Origin of the sequence: Hydrogenophaga sp. (genome assembly GCF_031426985.1) — a bacterium.
GTDB lineage: Bacteria > Pseudomonadota > Gammaproteobacteria > Burkholderiales > Burkholderiaceae_C > Hydrogenophaga.
Map to the genome: position 1 here is coordinate 1 of NZ_JASJOY010000177.1, position 14873 is coordinate 14873.

14 protein-coding genes are annotated in these 14873 nt (G+C 67.0%); 1 reads left to right on the plus strand and 13 read right to left on the minus strand.

Annotation, left to right across the window (positions count from 1 at the left end; all coding sequences use genetic code 11):
• From RMP09_RS18760 to RMP09_RS18780, 5 genes are all read right to left on the minus strand, one after another.
• Positions 1-658 (minus strand): electron transfer flavoprotein subunit alpha/FixB family protein (locus RMP09_RS18760; RefSeq protein WP_310567496.1); only part of this gene is annotated, 658 nt, incomplete at its 3' end.
• Between the two features lie 37 nt (positions 659-695).
• Positions 696-1445 carry an electron transfer flavoprotein subunit beta/FixA family protein gene (locus tag RMP09_RS18765; RefSeq protein ID WP_310567497.1) on the minus strand — a complete coding sequence of 250 codons (750 nt, stop codon included), beginning with the start codon at positions 1443-1445 and terminating at the stop codon, positions 696-698.
• Positions 1446-1487: 42 nt separating this feature from the next.
• Positions 1488-3023 (minus strand): class I adenylate-forming enzyme family protein, encoded by a 1536-nt coding sequence (locus RMP09_RS18770; protein WP_310567498.1) that lies wholly within the window; start codon positions 3021-3023, stop codon positions 1488-1490.
• A gap of 12 nt (positions 3024-3035) precedes the next feature.
• A complete protein-coding gene (locus RMP09_RS18775; RefSeq protein ID WP_310567499.1) occupies positions 3036-4166 on the minus strand; it encodes an acyl-CoA dehydrogenase family protein in 1131 nt (376 codons plus the stop codon).
• Between the two features lie 9 nt (positions 4167-4175).
• Entirely contained in the window at positions 4176-5372 is a 1197-nt protein-coding gene (locus RMP09_RS18780) for an acyl-CoA dehydrogenase family protein (RefSeq protein ID WP_310567500.1), read from the minus strand.
• Positions 5373-5489: 117 nt separating this feature from the next.
• On the opposite strand from RMP09_RS18780, the gene RMP09_RS18785 reads away from it, so the two are divergent.
• A complete protein-coding gene (locus tag RMP09_RS18785) occupies positions 5490-6374 on the plus strand; it encodes a LysR family transcriptional regulator (RefSeq protein ID WP_310567501.1) in 885 nt (294 codons plus the stop codon).
• 330 nt (positions 6375-6704) lie between these two features.
• Here RMP09_RS18785 and RMP09_RS18790 read toward each other — a convergent pair whose 3' ends face one another.
• The 8 genes from RMP09_RS18790 to RMP09_RS18825 all read right to left on the minus strand — a co-directional run bounded on the left by RMP09_RS18790 (position 6705) and on the right by RMP09_RS18825 (position 14857).
• Complete coding sequence (locus RMP09_RS18790; RefSeq protein WP_310567502.1) at positions 6705-6833, minus strand: hypothetical protein; 129 nt, start codon at positions 6831-6833, stop codon at positions 6705-6707.
• Positions 6834-6916: 83 nt separating this feature from the next.
• Positions 6917-7417 carry a GNAT family N-acetyltransferase gene (locus RMP09_RS18795; protein ID WP_310567503.1) on the minus strand — a complete coding sequence of 167 codons (501 nt, stop codon included), beginning with the start codon at positions 7415-7417 and terminating at the stop codon, positions 6917-6919.
• Positions 7417-7710 carry a DUF1778 domain-containing protein gene (locus RMP09_RS18800; protein WP_310567504.1) on the minus strand — a complete coding sequence of 98 codons (294 nt, stop codon included), beginning with the start codon at positions 7708-7710 and terminating at the stop codon, positions 7417-7419. Before RMP09_RS18800 ends, RMP09_RS18795 begins: the two co-directional genes overlap by 1 nt.
• 560 nt (positions 7711-8270) lie before the next feature.
• Positions 8271-10199: an alkyl/aryl-sulfatase gene (locus RMP09_RS18805; RefSeq protein ID WP_310567505.1), complete on the minus strand. Its 1929-nt coding sequence runs from the start codon at positions 10197-10199 to the stop codon at positions 8271-8273.
• Positions 10200-10241: 42 nt separating this feature from the next.
• Positions 10242-11741: a tripartite tricarboxylate transporter permease gene (locus RMP09_RS18810; protein ID WP_310567506.1), complete on the minus strand. Its 1500-nt coding sequence runs from the start codon at positions 11739-11741 to the stop codon at positions 10242-10244.
• A gap of 10 nt (positions 11742-11751) precedes the next feature.
• The gene (locus RMP09_RS18815) at positions 11752-12213 is read right to left on the minus strand and encodes a tripartite tricarboxylate transporter TctB family protein (RefSeq protein ID WP_310567507.1); all 462 of its coding nucleotides are present in this window, start codon (positions 12211-12213) and stop codon (positions 11752-11754) included.
• 31 nt (positions 12214-12244) lie between these two features.
• Positions 12245-13213 carry a tripartite tricarboxylate transporter substrate binding protein gene (locus RMP09_RS18820; RefSeq protein WP_310567508.1) on the minus strand — a complete coding sequence of 323 codons (969 nt, stop codon included), beginning with the start codon at positions 13211-13213 and terminating at the stop codon, positions 12245-12247.
• A gap of 87 nt (positions 13214-13300) precedes the next feature.
• Positions 13301-14857, minus strand: a complete 1557-nt coding sequence (locus tag RMP09_RS18825; RefSeq protein WP_310567509.1) for an AMP-binding protein — start codon at positions 14855-14857, stop codon at positions 13301-13303.
• Between the last annotated feature and the right edge of the window lie 16 nt (positions 14858-14873).

Sequence of the window (14873 nt, forward strand, 5' to 3'; positions counted from 1 at the left end):
GCTTGTCGGCCAGCGGGGTCATGACTTCGTTGAACTTCTCGCTGCTGCCCAGCGCGCGACCACCGGAGACGATGATCTTGGCGGCGGTCAGCTCGGGGCGGTCGTTCTTGGCGATCTCGCTGCCGACGTAGGCGCTCTTGCCATTGCCCGCGGAGGCGGCCACGGTTTCCACGGCGGCCGATCCACCCTGGCCCGCGGCGTCAAAGCCGGTGGCGCGCACGGTGATGACCTTGGTGGCGTCGCTGCTCTGCACGGTGGCGATCGCGTTGCCGGCGTAGATGGGACGCTCGAAGGTGTCGGCGCTGATGACCTTGCTGATTTCGCTGATCTGCGCGACGTCCAGCTTGGCGGCCACGCGCGGGGCCACGTTCTTGCCCGCCGCCGTGGCGGGGAACAGGATGTGGCTGTAGCTGGACGCGATGGCCAGTACCTGGGCGGCGACGTTTTCGGCCAGGCCGTGGGCGAAGCCTTCGGCGTCGGCGTGGATCACCTTGCTGACGCCGGCGATCTGAGCGGCGGCAGCGGCGGCGGCACCGGCGCTGTGACCGGCCACGAGAACGTGGACGTCACCGCCGCAGGCTGCGGCGGCGGTCACGGTGTTGAGGGTTGCGCCCTTGATGGAGGCGTTGTCGTGTTCGGCAATGACGAGTGCTGTCATGTTCGGTATTCCTCTGGATCGTTGGGTTCAGCGGTCTTCAGATGACCTTGGCTTCGTTCTTCAGCTTGTCGACCAGGGTGGCCACATCGGGCACCTTGATGCCGGCGCCGCGCTTGGGGGGTTCGGCCACCTTCAGGGTCTTCAGGCGCGGGGCCACGTCCACGCCCAGGTCCTCGGGCTTGACGGTCTCCAGCGGCTTCTTCTTGGCCTTCATGATGTTGGGCAGCGTCACGTAACGCGGCTCGTTCAGGCGCAGGTCGGTGGTGACCACCGCGGGCAGCGTGACTTCCAGCGTCTCCAGACCGCCGTCGACTTCACGGGTGACCTTGGCCTTGCCGTCGGCGACTTCCACCTTGGAGGCAAACGTGGCTTGCGGCAGGTCGGCCAGCGCGGCGAGCATCTGGCCGGTCTGGTTGGCGTCGTCGTCGATCGCCTGCTTGCCCAGGATCACCAGGCCGGGTTGTTCCTTGTCCACCAGGGCCTTCAGCAGCTTGGCCACGGCCAGGGGCTGCAGTTCGACATCGGTCTCGACCAGAATGGCGCGGTCGGCACCGATGGCCATGGCCGTGCGCAGGGTTTCCTGACATTGCGCCACGCCGCAGGAGACGGCGATGACTTCGGTGACCACGCCCTTTTCTTTCAGGCGCACGGCTTCTTCCACCGCGATCTCGTCAAACGGGTTCATGCTCATCTTGACGTTGGCGATGTCCACACCGGTGCCGTCGCTCTTGACGCGCACCTTGACGTTGTAGTCCACCACGCGTTTGACGGGGACGAGGATTTTCATGAGGGCTCCTGTGGGAAGTGAGGAAATCGGCGCCGAACGGCTTCAGCGCACGGGTGTTTTGAGGCGCTCGCGCAGTTCACGCTTGAGCACCTTGCCGATGGCGCTGCGCGGCAGTTCGTCGATGAACTGCAACGCGGCCAGGCGCTGGGTCTTGCCCGAGCGCTCGTTGTGCCAAGCGATCAGTGCGGCTTCGTCGGTTGCATCGCCAGCGCGGCGCACCACAAAGGCCACCGGCGTCTCGCCCCACTGTTCGGACGCCACGCCGACCACGGCTGCGTCGTCCACGGCCGGGTGCTGGCGCAGCAAGGCTTCGAGATCGCTCGGGTAGAGGTTGAAGCCGCCGCTGATGATCATGTCCTTGCGGCGGTCCATCAGCACCAGGAAACCGTCTTCGTCGAAGCGGCCGACGTCGCCGGTGCGGATGAAGCGCTGGCCGCTGGCGTCGAACCACTCGACTTCGCGCGTCTTCTCAGGCTGGTGGTGGTAGCCGGCCATCATCGCGCCCGAACGGCCGACCACCTCGCCGGTGCTGCCTGGCGGCAGTTCGCGCCCGTCTTCGTCGATCAGGCGGATGTCGTGGCCCGGTGCGGGCTGGCCCACGGTGTGCAGTTTGTCCGGGTGTTCGTGCGCGTTGAGGATGCAGGTGCCGCCGCCTTCGGTCATGCCGTAGAACTCGACCAGGCCGCCGGGCCAGCGCGCCAGCACGTCGGCCTTGAGGTCGGCACGGAACGGCGCGCTGGTGCAGAACTTCATCTGGAAGGCGCGCAGGTCGAAGCGTCCGAAGTCCGGCACGGCCATGAGGCGCTGGTACTGCACCGGAACCAGCATGGTGTGGGTGATGCGCCGTTCTTCGGCCAGGGCCAGGTAGCGCGTGGCGTCGAACTTCGGCATCAGGTGCACGCAGCCGCCAAACGCCAGCGTGGGGAAGAACACCACCAGCGTGGTATTGGAGTACAGCGGCGTGGACAGCAAGGTCTGCGTCTGCGCGCTGTAGCCGTAGCGTGCGCCGCGGCACACGTGTTGCCAGCGCATGCCGTGCGACTGCACGATGCCTTTGGGCGTGCCCGTTGTGCCCGACGAATAGATGATGTTGAACGGCGCTTCGGTTGGCAGGTCCACCGCCTGCGGCGTATAGCCGGGGGGCGCCAGCCAGTCGTCGAAGCCTGGCGCCGCGCTGCCGTCGAGCCACACCGCCGAAGCCTGACCGGGCAACAGTTCGCGCGCGGCGGTGTCGGCAAACACGCGCTGCGCCTGTGCGTCGTCGAGCATTTGCGCCAGGCTCTCGCGTGTGACCGACGGCGCCAGCGGCGCCACCACCACGCCCGCGCGCAGCGCGCCCAGGTAGAGCGCGGCATAACGCACCGAACTGGCAGCGCAGATGCCAATGGCGTCACCCGGCCGCACGCCGTCGCGCTGCAGCGCCGCGGCCACCCGGTCCATCAGCGCGTCGAGCTCGCGCCAGTTCAGGGTCTGCACGTCGTCGCGCAGGGCGGCGTCACCGGGTCGTTCTTGCGCGTGTTCGCGCACCAGCGCAGCGATGGTGAGGAAGGGCGTTTCGTCGGTGATGGGGCGGGGCATGGAGGCACGCGGTCAGTGGCTACCCAGCGCAATGTAGCGCGCCAGGTGGTGGTCTTCGTCCCCGAGCTGGTGGTCGATCATCACCAGGCGCTTGGCGTAGTGCGCCATGGGCAGTTCCCAGGTCATGCCGATGCCGCCGTGCAGCTGGATGCTTTCTTCGGCCACCAGGGTGCCGATGCGGCCGATGCTGTACTTGGCGGCCGACAGCGCGCGTTCGCGCGTGACGCGATCGGCGCCCATGGCGGCTGCGGCGTTGATCACCGCAGAGCGGGCCTGCTCGATCTCCAGCAGCACGTCGGCCATGCGGTGCTGCAGCGCCTGGAAGCTGCCGATGGGCACGCCGAACTGCTTGCGTGTGCGCAGGTAGTCCAGCGTGTGCTGCCGGGTCACGTCCATCGCGCCCACAGCTTCGGCGGACAGCGCCAGCAGGCCCCAGCCCACAGCCTGCTCCAGCACGGCCAGACCCTGACCTTCGGCGCCCAGCCGGGCGGTGGCGGGCAGCTGCACCTGGTTGAACACCAGCTCGGCCACGCGGCCGCCGTCAACCCGGCCGTAGCCCTGGTGGGCGATGCCCGCCGTGTCGGCCGGCACCAGGAACAGGGAGATGCCGGCCTCGTCGTCCACCGCGCCGCTGCTGCGGGCGCTGACCAGCAACAAGCCCGCGGTGTCGCCGTGCAACACCACGCCCTTGCGGCCATCGAGCCGGTAGCCATCGGCGGTCCGGGTGGCCTGCAGGCCCACGTGCGCCAGTTCGTAGTGGCCCCCGGCCTCGTCGTGCGCCAGGGTCGCCACCGTGCTGCCGTCCAGGATGCCGCCGAGCCGGGCCTTCTGGGCGTCGGTGCCGGCGGCCACGATCGCGCGGCCCACCACCAGCGCGCCCAGAAAGGGTTCGATCACCAGGCCCTTGCCCAGGCTCTCGAACACAACGGCGACATCAAAGCCCTCGCCGCCGAAGCCACCCACGACTTCAGGAAACAGCGCGCCGATGGCGCCCAGCCCGGCCAGGCCGTTCCAGACCTCGGCGCTGTAGCCGGTGGCCGATGCCGCAGCGGCGTGGCGCGCTTCGATGGGGTACTGCTCGGACAGGAAGCGGTCCAGCGTGTCGGCGAGCATGCGCCGGTCTTCGGTGTGTTCAAAGTTCATGGTCGCGCCTCACAGTCCGAGGATCATCTTGGAGATGATGTTTTTCTGGATTTCGTTGGAGCCGCCGAAGATCGACAGCTTGCGGTAGTTGAAGTACTGGGCCGCGGCGGCCCTGGCTTCGTCGGGACCCGACCAGGGCCCGTCGTAGCCCGCGTGCAGGGCTTCTTCAAAGAAGGGCAGGGCGTAGGGCCCCATTGCGCGGCGCATCAGCGCGAGCAGTTCCTGGCGGATCTCGGTGCCGCGGATCTTGAGCATGGAGCTTTCCGCCCCCGGCACACCGCCGCCGGCCACGGCGGCGATCACGCGCAGGTTGGTGGTCTTCATGTTCTCCAGGTCGATCTCCACCTTGGCCAGCCGGGCGGCGAACATCGGGTCCTGCAGCAGCGGCATGCCCTTGTGCAACACGCGAGACGCCACCGCCTTGAGCTTCTCCAGCCCCGCCACCGAAAAACCCACGCCGGCAATGTTGGTGCGCTCGTAGGTCAGCAGGTACTTGGCGCAGGTCCAGCCCTTGTTTTCTTCGCCAACCAGGTTCTCGATCGGCACCTTCACGTCGGTGAAGAACACCTCGTTGACTTCGTGCTCGCCGTCCAGCGTGATGATGGGCCGCACCTCGACGCCGGGGCTGTTCATGTCCACCAGCAGGAAGCTGATGCCCTCTTGCTTCTTGGCTTCGCGGTTGGTGCGCACCAGACAGAAGATCATGTTGGCGTGCTGGCCCAGCGTGGTCCAGGTCTTCTGCCCGTTGACGATGTAGTGGTCGCCCTCGCGCACGGCGGTGGTCTTCACTCCCGCCAGGTCGGAGCCCGCGCCCGGCTCCGAATAGCCCTGGCACCACCAGTCTTCGCCGCTCAGGATGCGCGGCAGCCAATGGCGCTTCTGCGCCTCGTTGCCGTACTTGATCAGCACCGGGCCCAGCATGCCGACACCAAAAGGCACGATGCGGGGCGTGTGGGCCAGCGCGCATTCGAGCTCGAAGATGAATTTTTGCACCGCCGTCCAGCCCGGACCACCGTACTGCTCGGGCCAGTGGTTGGCCAGCCAGCCGCGCTGGTTGAGGATGCCGTGCCATTGCTCCATGTCGGCCTTGCTCAAGTGCTGGCCGTTGCGCACCTGGGACGACAGCCGCTCGGGCAGGTGTTGCTGGAGGAAGCCGCGCACCTCGGTGCGAAAGGCCTCTTCCTCGGGGGTGAAGTTCAGATCCATGCCGTGTCTCCTTCGTTGAAAATGGTTCAACGTTCTGCAGTGCAGATTATCAATGGCGGGTTTGTATTGGACAATAGGGTTTTGTGTTGACACACTGTCAAACCAAGCTTGTCAATCATGGACCCCAACGACCTTGCCTTGCTGGTGGAAATCCACGACGCCGGCAACCTCAGCCAGGCAGCGCGGCGCCTGAAGATGACGCGCGCCAACGTCAGCTACCGGCTCGCGCAGTTGGAGCGCGCGGTGGGCGCGCAGCTGTTTCGCCGCACCACGCGCCATGTGGAAGCCACCGAGCTGGGACTGCGCCTCTACCAGCACGGCCTGGCGGTGCGCAACGAACTGCAGGCGGCGCAAGAAACGCTGGCGTCACTGGGCCAGGGCCTGCAGGGCCGGGTGCGGCTGAGCGTGCCCAGCGGCTACGGGCAGATGGTCATGGCGCCCTGGCTGATCGCCTTCAAGCGCGAATACCCGGGTGTGGTGCTGGACGTGCTGTTCGAGAACCGGGTGGACGACCTGATGCGTGACGAGGTGGACGTGGCGGTGCGCATCATGGCCGCGCCGCCCGCAACGCTCGTGGCGCGCGACATGGGGCGGGTGCGTTACCTCTGCTGCGCTTCGGCCGGCTACGCGGCCGCACACGGCCTGCCGCAGAACCTGGCCCAGCTGCGCCAGACGCCGCTGATCACCTCGGGCGTGGTGGGGCGCGAACTGCGCCTGGCCGCCTACCGGGGCGAACAGCGCGAAGAGGTGACGCTGGAACCCACCCTGATCTCGGAGCATTTTCCGTTCCTGCGCGAGGCCGTCCTGGCCGGGCTGGGCGTGGGGTTGGTGCCCGACTACGTGGTGCAGGACGCGGTCGACAGTGGCGCCATCGTGACCGCGCTGGACGATCTGCGACTGAGCATCTTCGGCAACCAGATCTTCATGCTCTACATGCCGAACCGGCACCAGACGCGTTCGGCGCGCGCGCTGATCGACTACTTGCTGGCGCTTGCAGGCTGAAGCGGGGCGCTCGCATGGATGCTTCCACGTCCCTTGCGCAGTTGCCTGGTGCCTCCCAAATCGACGCCTTCATTTTCTTGTCGATGGATACCTCGCAGCGCCGAGGCTGTTGTGTGAAGCCGGTTCAGTCGAAGCAGCACCTTGAAGCTGTACCCCTCCAAAATGGACTGACATCCTCGCCGCATCATGTGCACCAGATGCTGACCAGCAAGCGTTGTCTGAGGTCTTCTGGGATCGTGTCCCAGCGTTGCCGGGCCAGGGGAGTGCCGTTGGGTCGCTGGTTCACGCTCATGCCCTCTATCGCGCGCAACCGCCAGGCCGATTCAAAACTCAGGCCAGGTCTTCGACGGTGATGCCGTGGGCGCGCATGGTCGCCAGGATGTCCTCAATCACCTGAAGGCGCTGAGCGTCCTTGTCAGTTTCAGCCACTGAGAAGAACGCGCTGGCCTGGGCCAGCAAGCTCTGGTAGCGAGCGTCAGAAAGCTGGGTGTGGTCTGGTCGTGGCGGCACCGGGCTGCCGCGTTGTTGTCGTATCTGAAAACTCATCGAATCTGAGCGCGAGCATCTTTCAAGAGGAGCAGCAACTGATCGTCACGCAGCGGCGACCTGATGAAGCCAAACCGGAAGTAGAAGCGTGCGGCGTCTTCGTCGATCGGGTGGGTCAACAAGGCGCGGATACCGGCGTGCTCTGCGATCAACAAGGCGAGGCGAATGGCCTCTTTGAGCATTCCGACGCCGATGCCTTTGCCTTGATCCTGAGTGGACACAGCCAGCCTGGCCAGGACGATCACCGGAATCGGGAACTGTCCCATTCCTTTGCGTATGCGGTCGGGCGCGTCGGTGGTGTCAACTTGGCCCACCGTGAGGCTGAAATACCCGACTACCCGGTGGTCAGCGCCATCCACTGCGACGAACGTCCGGGCTGAGCCGCTGCTGCCGGCCTGGAGCGCGTGCTTCACCAACCAGTCGTTGAGCGCCGGCTTGCCACAGTCGAAACCGTCGAGCCGGTGCGATGTGTTGAGCGGGACGGGCGCCCTCGGCATCAACGGGTTTCCCAGGGGTCTTTACGAGAGAACAGGTCGCGCAGACCATCATTGGGCTGTGCAGGACGGTCCAGCAGCTCCAGCAGCTCCTGGCACTTCGAGCCCGAGGCGACGAACAGGCGTTGATCGAGCAACGTCTGTTCTGCGACCGAATATGCGCTCTGGAGGATGAAATCGGTCAACGACTTGTGGGCCACCTCGGCAGCGCGACGGATCACCGCCTCTTGCTCAGGTGTGGCGCGAAAGCCGAGTCTGGCCGAACGGCTGTTGGACGTGGAGGCAACGGTAGACATGTGAGGGCCTCGGAAGGATTGTTCATTTTATGTTAGTACAACAGGCGTACAAAGTCAAATAAACGGCAAGAGAGATCGTGATACCGTCAAGTCACTCTTGCATACCGTCATCGCCTTCGGGAGCGAGCTCCTGATACCGTCATTGCGTTACAAACATGCCACTTTCGCATTCCAATCGCTGCCGCAAACCATCAATGACCAAGATTGAAAGCAAAGAGCCCTGGGACGGGCTCTCGTACGGTGACGGTAAATCTGTCGGTATCGGGCCCGTTCGCACCCTGCAAACAGGGCGCTTTTTCCTCTGTGCCGCGACCGGCTGTTGACAATTGAGTGGGAATGACGGGATCCAAAAAAGTCTATATAGATCAATGGCTTGAAGTTAACCGTTGATGACGTGACTGCACATCGCGGACGCGGCTCACTGCTTCCACCGGTCAGCGGCATCAGGCGGGCAGGGAAGGGCGGTCGTTTCTCGGTGGCTTTGCCTGTCCGGTCCCGCCGCCGTCTGAAGCACCAATCGACCCGCTGCGCATGATCGCCCGCATCCGCCCAGGACGGTTTCAGGGCGTCACGATCGAAAAGCCGGGTTCGAAGGTGTCCAGACAGGCGAGAAAGCGCTGCCAGAGCGCCTCGTCGCCCTGCACGTCCACCCCATGGGTGGTGAGCAGCGGGGCCGCGGCACTGTCGGCGCGCAGCACCTGGGCCAGTGCGCTCCGCGTGGCGCGCACCACCAGATCCGCGGCCTCGCCGTGGCGGCCAGGCCCGTGGCTCAGCGCCCCGTTGGACAGGGTCAGGCGGTGGCTGGCGGCCTCGTCGGCCACGAACCAGTCGATGCGCAGGCTCAGCGCGGCCGCGTCCGCGCCGCGCACGCGGATGGCCAGGTAGTCCAGGAAACTCTCGACCGGCAGGCAGGCGATGACGTCGGGCGCGATCCGGTTGGCCTTGCCGGCGATGGGCAGCACGCCTTGGCGCAACTCGCTCGCGCCCAGCAGGTAGGCGTTGCGCCAGGTGGCCGACTCCGCCTGGTAGCCGAGTTGCTCCATCGCCTCGGCCGCGAGCGATCGCACATCCGCCCGCTCGGGGTGCGCGAACACAGCGTGCCCCATCAACTGCACGGCCCAGCGGAAATCCCCGCTCTCGACCGCTTGCCGTGCACGTTCCACAACGGCGTCGATGCCGCCCATGCTTTCCACGTAACGTTGCCCGCCTTCGGCCGGTGGCAGGCGGTGCAGGTTGAAGGGGTTGCCGTCGTAGGGCCCCATGTAGTGGGCGTAGATGGCCTGCACGTTGTGGACGATGGCGCCGTAGTAGCCCCGCGCGTGCCAGCGCGAGGCCAGGCCGCGGGGCAGCAGCATCTGTTCGGCGATCTCGGTGGCGGTGAGGCCGTGCGACATCAGCCGCAGGGTCTGGTCGTGCAGGAAGCGGTAGAGGTCACGCTGCTCGGCCACAAAGCGGTGGATGGTCTCCTGCCCCCAGAGCGGCCAGTGGTGCTGCGCAAACACCACGTCCACCTGGGGCACGTATGCGGTCAGCGCCTCGTCCAGGTAGCGCGACCAGGCCAGGGCATCCCGGGTCTTGGCGCCCCGCAAGGGGCAGAGGTTGTGCAGGGTGTGGCAGGCGTTTTCGGCCAGGTTCAGCGCCCGCAACTGTGGGAAGTGGAAGTTCATCTCGGCGGGCGCTTCGGCGCCAGGCGTGAGCTGGAACTCGATCGCCACCCCGTCGATGACGTGGCGCTCCCGCGCCTGGGTGATGACCCGGGTGGGCGGGATCAGGCCTTGTGTGCCGCGCCCCATGGCCTTGCCCAGACCGCTGTCCACATGGCCGCGCGGCCCGGGGGCCAGAAAGGTGCCGAACTGGTACTGCGAGCGCCGCCCCATGGGCACGCCGCACAGGACGTTTTCCGACACCGCTTCCTCCAGGAACTTCTCGGGCGCGATCACCTGCACCCGCCCCTCGCGCACATCGACGTCGCCGATCACGCCGCGCACGCCGCCGTAGTGGTCCGCGTGGCTGTGGCTGTAGATGACGCAGCGCACCGGCTGGTCGCCCCGGTGCTGCCGGTACAGGGCGAGCGCCGCGGCGGCCGACTCTTCGCAGGTCAGGGGGTCGATGACGATCAGGCCGGTGTCGCCCTCGATGAAGGTGATGTTGGCGATGTCGAAGCCGCGCACCTGGTAGATGCGTTCGGTCACCTTGAACAGCCCGTGGATGGCGTTCAGGCGCGACATGCGCCAGAGGCTGGGGTTCACGGTGGGCGGCGCGGTCTCTTCATCCAGAAACCGGTAGGGGGCCAGGTCCCAGACCGTGAAGCCGCGCGCGGTCTTGATCTGGGCGTCCGGGATCGTGCCGACAAAGCCCCGGCGGGCCGCGTCGAAGTCCGCGCGGTCGTCGAAATCCAGCGACGCCAGGACCTCGCGCTGCCGGGCCTCGGTCGCGGGGCGCGCAGGAAGACTCGTGGCCAGGCTGGTGGCCAAAGACAGTGGTTGCATGGAAAGCTCCGTGGAGGGCAAGGCGCCGGGTGGCCGCGCCCGTTATTCGGCGAACGCTTCGTCGCGTTTTTTCTGCAGGGCCGGGACGAGCACCACCACCAGTGCCACCAGCGCGAGCGCCAGCATGGCGCCGCTGATGGGGCGTTGGACGAACACCATCGGGTCGTTGTCCGACAGCAGCAGGGCGCGGCGCAGGTGCTCTTCCATCATGGGGCCGAGGATCAGCGCCAGCAGCAGCGGCGCGGGCTCCATGTCGAGCTTGAGGAAAACGTAACCGACGAGGCCGAAGCCGGCCATCATGAAGAGGTCGAACTCGCTGTTGCCCAGGCTGAACACGCCGATGGCGCTGAACATCAGGATCGCCGGGTACAGCAGGTGGTAGGGCACCGACACCAGGCGCGCCCACATGCCCACCAGCGGCAGGTTCAGGACCACCAGGAACAGGTTGCCGATCCACATCGACGCCACCAGGCCCCAGAACAGCTCGGGCTGTTCGCTGATGACCCCCGGCCCGGGCTGAATGCCCTGCACGATCATGGCGCCGATCATCAGGGCCATGACGGAGTTCGACGGGATGCCCAGCGTGAGCATGGGAATGAACGAGGTTTGCGCGCCCGCGTTGTTCGCCGACTCGGGCGCGGCCACCCCCTCGATGGCCCCGTGGCCGAACTGCGCCGCGTGGGGGGACACCTTTTTCTCGATGGAGTAGGCGACAAAGGACGCCAGGGCCGCGCCGCCGCCGGGCAACACGCCGAGCACCGACCCCAAGACCGTGCCGCGCAGCACCGGCGCCACGATGCGGCGGACATCCTCCCGCTTGGGCAGCAGGCCGTCGATCCGGGTGGTCACGAGCATGCGCGAGCCCTCGTGTTCGAGATTGCGGATGATCTCGGCCAGACCGAACAGGCCCATGGCGATCACGACAAAGTTCAGGCCGTCGGTCAGGGCCGGCACGTCGAAGGTGAAGCGCTGCGTGCCCGAGTTGACGTCGATGCCGACCATGCCCAGCAGCAGGCCCAGCGCGATCATGCCCAGGGCGCGCAGCAGCGAGCCGCGGGCCATGACCACCGAGGCGACCAGCCCGAGCACCATGAGCGAGAAGTACTCGGCGGAGCCGAAGGTCAGCGCCAGTTCCGACAGCGGCGGCGCAAAGGCCGCCAGCAGCACGGTGGCCACGCTGCCGGCAAAGAAGGAACCCAGTGCCGCCACCGCCAGCGCCTTGCCCGCCTGGCCGCGGCGGGCCATTTCATGGCCGTCGATCGCCGTCACCAGCGAGGACGCCTCGCCGGGCAGGTTGATCAGGATGGCGGTGGTCGAGCCACCGTACTGGGCCCCGTAGTAGATGCCCGAGAGCATGATCATCGCCGTCACCGGCGGCAGCGTGAACGTCGCCGGCAGCAACATGGCAATCGTGGTGATCGGCCCCAGCCCGGGCAGAACGCCGATGGCGGTGCCGAGGAACACGCCGACGAAGCAGTAGAGCAGGTTGTCCAGACTGAAGGCGGTGGCAAAGCCCAGGGACAGGTGCGCGAGCAGTTCCATGACACGCCTCTCAAAAACCCAGCCAGGGGCCGATCGCCGGAATCGGCAGCCCCAGACCCTTGACGAACACCAGGACGCTGAAGCCCGCCATCACCAGCGCCAGCAACAGGTACCGCCCCGCGTGAAAACGCCGATGGGCCGAACCGGACACCAGCGTCAGCACGAGCACGGCGACGATCAGGCCGGCGCCGCGCAGCAGCGCAGCGAACAGCACGACCGAGGCCAGCACCAGGCACCCGTTGCGCAGCGCCCAGCCGTCCACGCGGACCGGGGGGCCGGCCAGGGAACGGAGCATGGAGGCCACGCCGATCAGCGCCAGCAGCACCGACAGCGCGGCGGGAAAGTAGCCAGGTCCCATGCTGCCGTCCGATCCCCGGTCGTAGTCGGCGCCGAGCCCGAAGGCCAGCAGCCCCACCGCGAGGAAGATCAGACCGGCCCAGAAGTCCTTGTGGTTGCGGATGCGGGTGGGCATGTGAGCCTCGGTGACCGTTGACCGGGCCGCATCAGTTGCGCTGCAGGCCGACGTCGCCCACCCACTCCGACAGCCGTCGCGCCTCATCGCTGTAGTACGTGGCGGTTTCCTGCGGCGTGAGCACGAGGATTTCACCGCCCAGCTTCTGGTAGTAGTCCACCGTGCGCGGATCGCGCAGCACCTGGGCAAAGGCCTTGTTGAGCCGGTCGACAACGGCGCCGGGGGTGTTCGCCGGCGCCGCGATCACGCTCCACGGCTCCAGCACCAGCCCTTTGGGGAAGGACTCCGCCAGCGTGGGCACCTGCGGGAACACCGCATGGCGGGTGTCGGAGGTCACGGCCAGCGCGCGGGCCTTGCCCGACTTGACCACCGGAGCGGCCACGCCCGCGGTCGCGATCACGTAGTCCAGATGACCACCCATGAGGGCCGTCACCGATTCGGGGGCGCCCTTGTAGGGCACGTGGACGACGTTGAGACCGGCCTGGCGCGCAAACACCTGGCCCGCCAGATGCGCCGGACTGCCGATGCCGCCGGAGCCGAACTTGAGCGTCCCGGTCTGCGCCTTGGCGTTCGCGATGAAGGACTTGAGGTCCGTCGCGGGATTGCTTGAAGGCACCAGCAACACCTGGGCGCTGCGCCCCAACATGGACACAGGGGCGAAAGCCTTGAGCGGGTCGTAGGGCATCTTGGCCACCATGTAGGGGTGCAACAGATGCTGGTTCGACAGGTAGCCCAGGGTGTAGCCATCCGGCGGCGCCTTGGCCACCGCATCGCCCCCGAGCAGGCCGCCGGCCCCCGGGCGGTTGTCGATCACGATGGGTTGTTTGAGCACCTCCGCGAGCTGCTGCCCCAGAAAGCGCATGGTGGCATCGGGTGAGCTGCCGGGCTGGAACGGGACGACCACCCGGATGGGGTGGTTGGGGTACGCGTCGTCGGCGTGGGCGGCCACGGCCACCGAGCACGACAGGACCAGTGCGCTGATGAGGGTCTGCAGTTTCATGATGTCTCCAATCTATTTATAGGCGGCCTGCTGCTGCATGGCGGTCGCTTGTGCGGGGCGCACCATGCGTGCGCGAGGGGTTCACAACTACACGCGCCGGTCGGCCTCGGACCAATGGCGATCCCGCAGGACCTTGCGGGCGATCTTGCCGTTCGGGTTCTTCGGCAACTCGGTCAGGAACTCGAAGCTGCGGGGCTTCTTGAAGTCGGCCAGCTGGGTCGCACAGAACTGCATCAGCGCGTCGGCGGTGAGCGCGGAGCCCGCACGGCTCACCACGGCGGCGCGCACGGCCTCGCCCCAGCGTTCGTCGGGGATCCCGTACACGCAGACCTCCACCACATCGGGGTGCCGGGCCAGCGCCTGTTCCACCTCGTTGGTGTAGACGTTGAAACCGCCCGAAATGATCATGTCTTTCTTGCGGTCGACGATGTAGATGAAGCCCTCGTCGTCCAGGCGGGCCAGGTCGCCGGAGTGCCACCAGCCGTCGATGAGGCATTCCTGCGTGAGCTCGGGCGCTTTCCAGTAGCCCGCGAACACGTTGGCGCCGCGCACCACGATCTCCCCGATCTCGTCGCCCCGCACCGGCTCGCCCTGTTCGTTGACCACGCGCACGTCGGCCTCGCCGAACGGACGGCCGCAGGTCAGCAGTCGTTCGGGCCGCTGGGCGAGCGCCAGCTGGTGGTCCTCGATGCCGAAGTGGGTCACGCCGCCGGTGGTTTCCGCCGCGCCGTAGCCCTGGGTCAGGATCGGCCCGAACGCGGCCCACGCGGCCTCGATCTGGCGCGCCGCCATGGGCGCGCCGCCGTACGAGATCGAGCGCAGGCTCGACAGATCGTGCCGTTTGAGGCCCGGGTGCTCCAGCAGCATGTTCATCATGGTCGGCACCATGAAGACGTGGGTGATGCGATCGCGCTCGATGGCCGCCAGGAAGGCGTCGGGATCGAAACGCGGGAACACGCAGAGCGTCACGCCACGCGAGAGAAAGGGCTGGATCAGCATGCCGGTGGCGTGCGTCATCGGCCCCACCATGGCCATGCGGTCGCCCGGCCCCGGTGCGCCGCTGCCGCGCCCGATCAGCAGGTTGCGCAGCGAAGCGTGCCGATTGCCGTAGGTCTGCATGGCCGCCTTCAGGCGCCCGGTCGACCCCGAGGTGTAGTGCAGCACGGCGATGTCGTCGTCGCGCTTGACCACGTCGGGCAGGCGTTCGGCGCCGGCCTGCAGCAACGCCTCGTAGTCGGACCAGCCCTCCAGGGCGCCGTCGATGCAGAGGCGGTGGCGCAGGCTGTCCATGCGCACGGCCGCGGCGGCCAGTTGCTCGACATGGCCCTGGCTGGCGATGAAGGCGCTGGCCTCGGCGTCCGCCACCATCTGCTCGACCTCCACCGGCGACAGGCGGGCGTTGACCGGCACCTTCACCAGGCCGGCCTTGTAGAGCGCCGACTCGACTTCGACCACGGCCGGGCGGTTCTGGGTCTGGATCGCCACCCGGTCGCCCGGTCGCAGGCCCAGGCCCAGCAGGGCATTGGCCAACTGGCTGGAGCGGCGGTCCAGCGCCCGAAAACTCATGGATCGGCCTTGAAACTGGATGGCCGTCCGGTCGGCCCAATAGCGTGCCGCGCGCGGCAGGTACAAGCTGATGTCCATAGCGGTGATGTGTGGT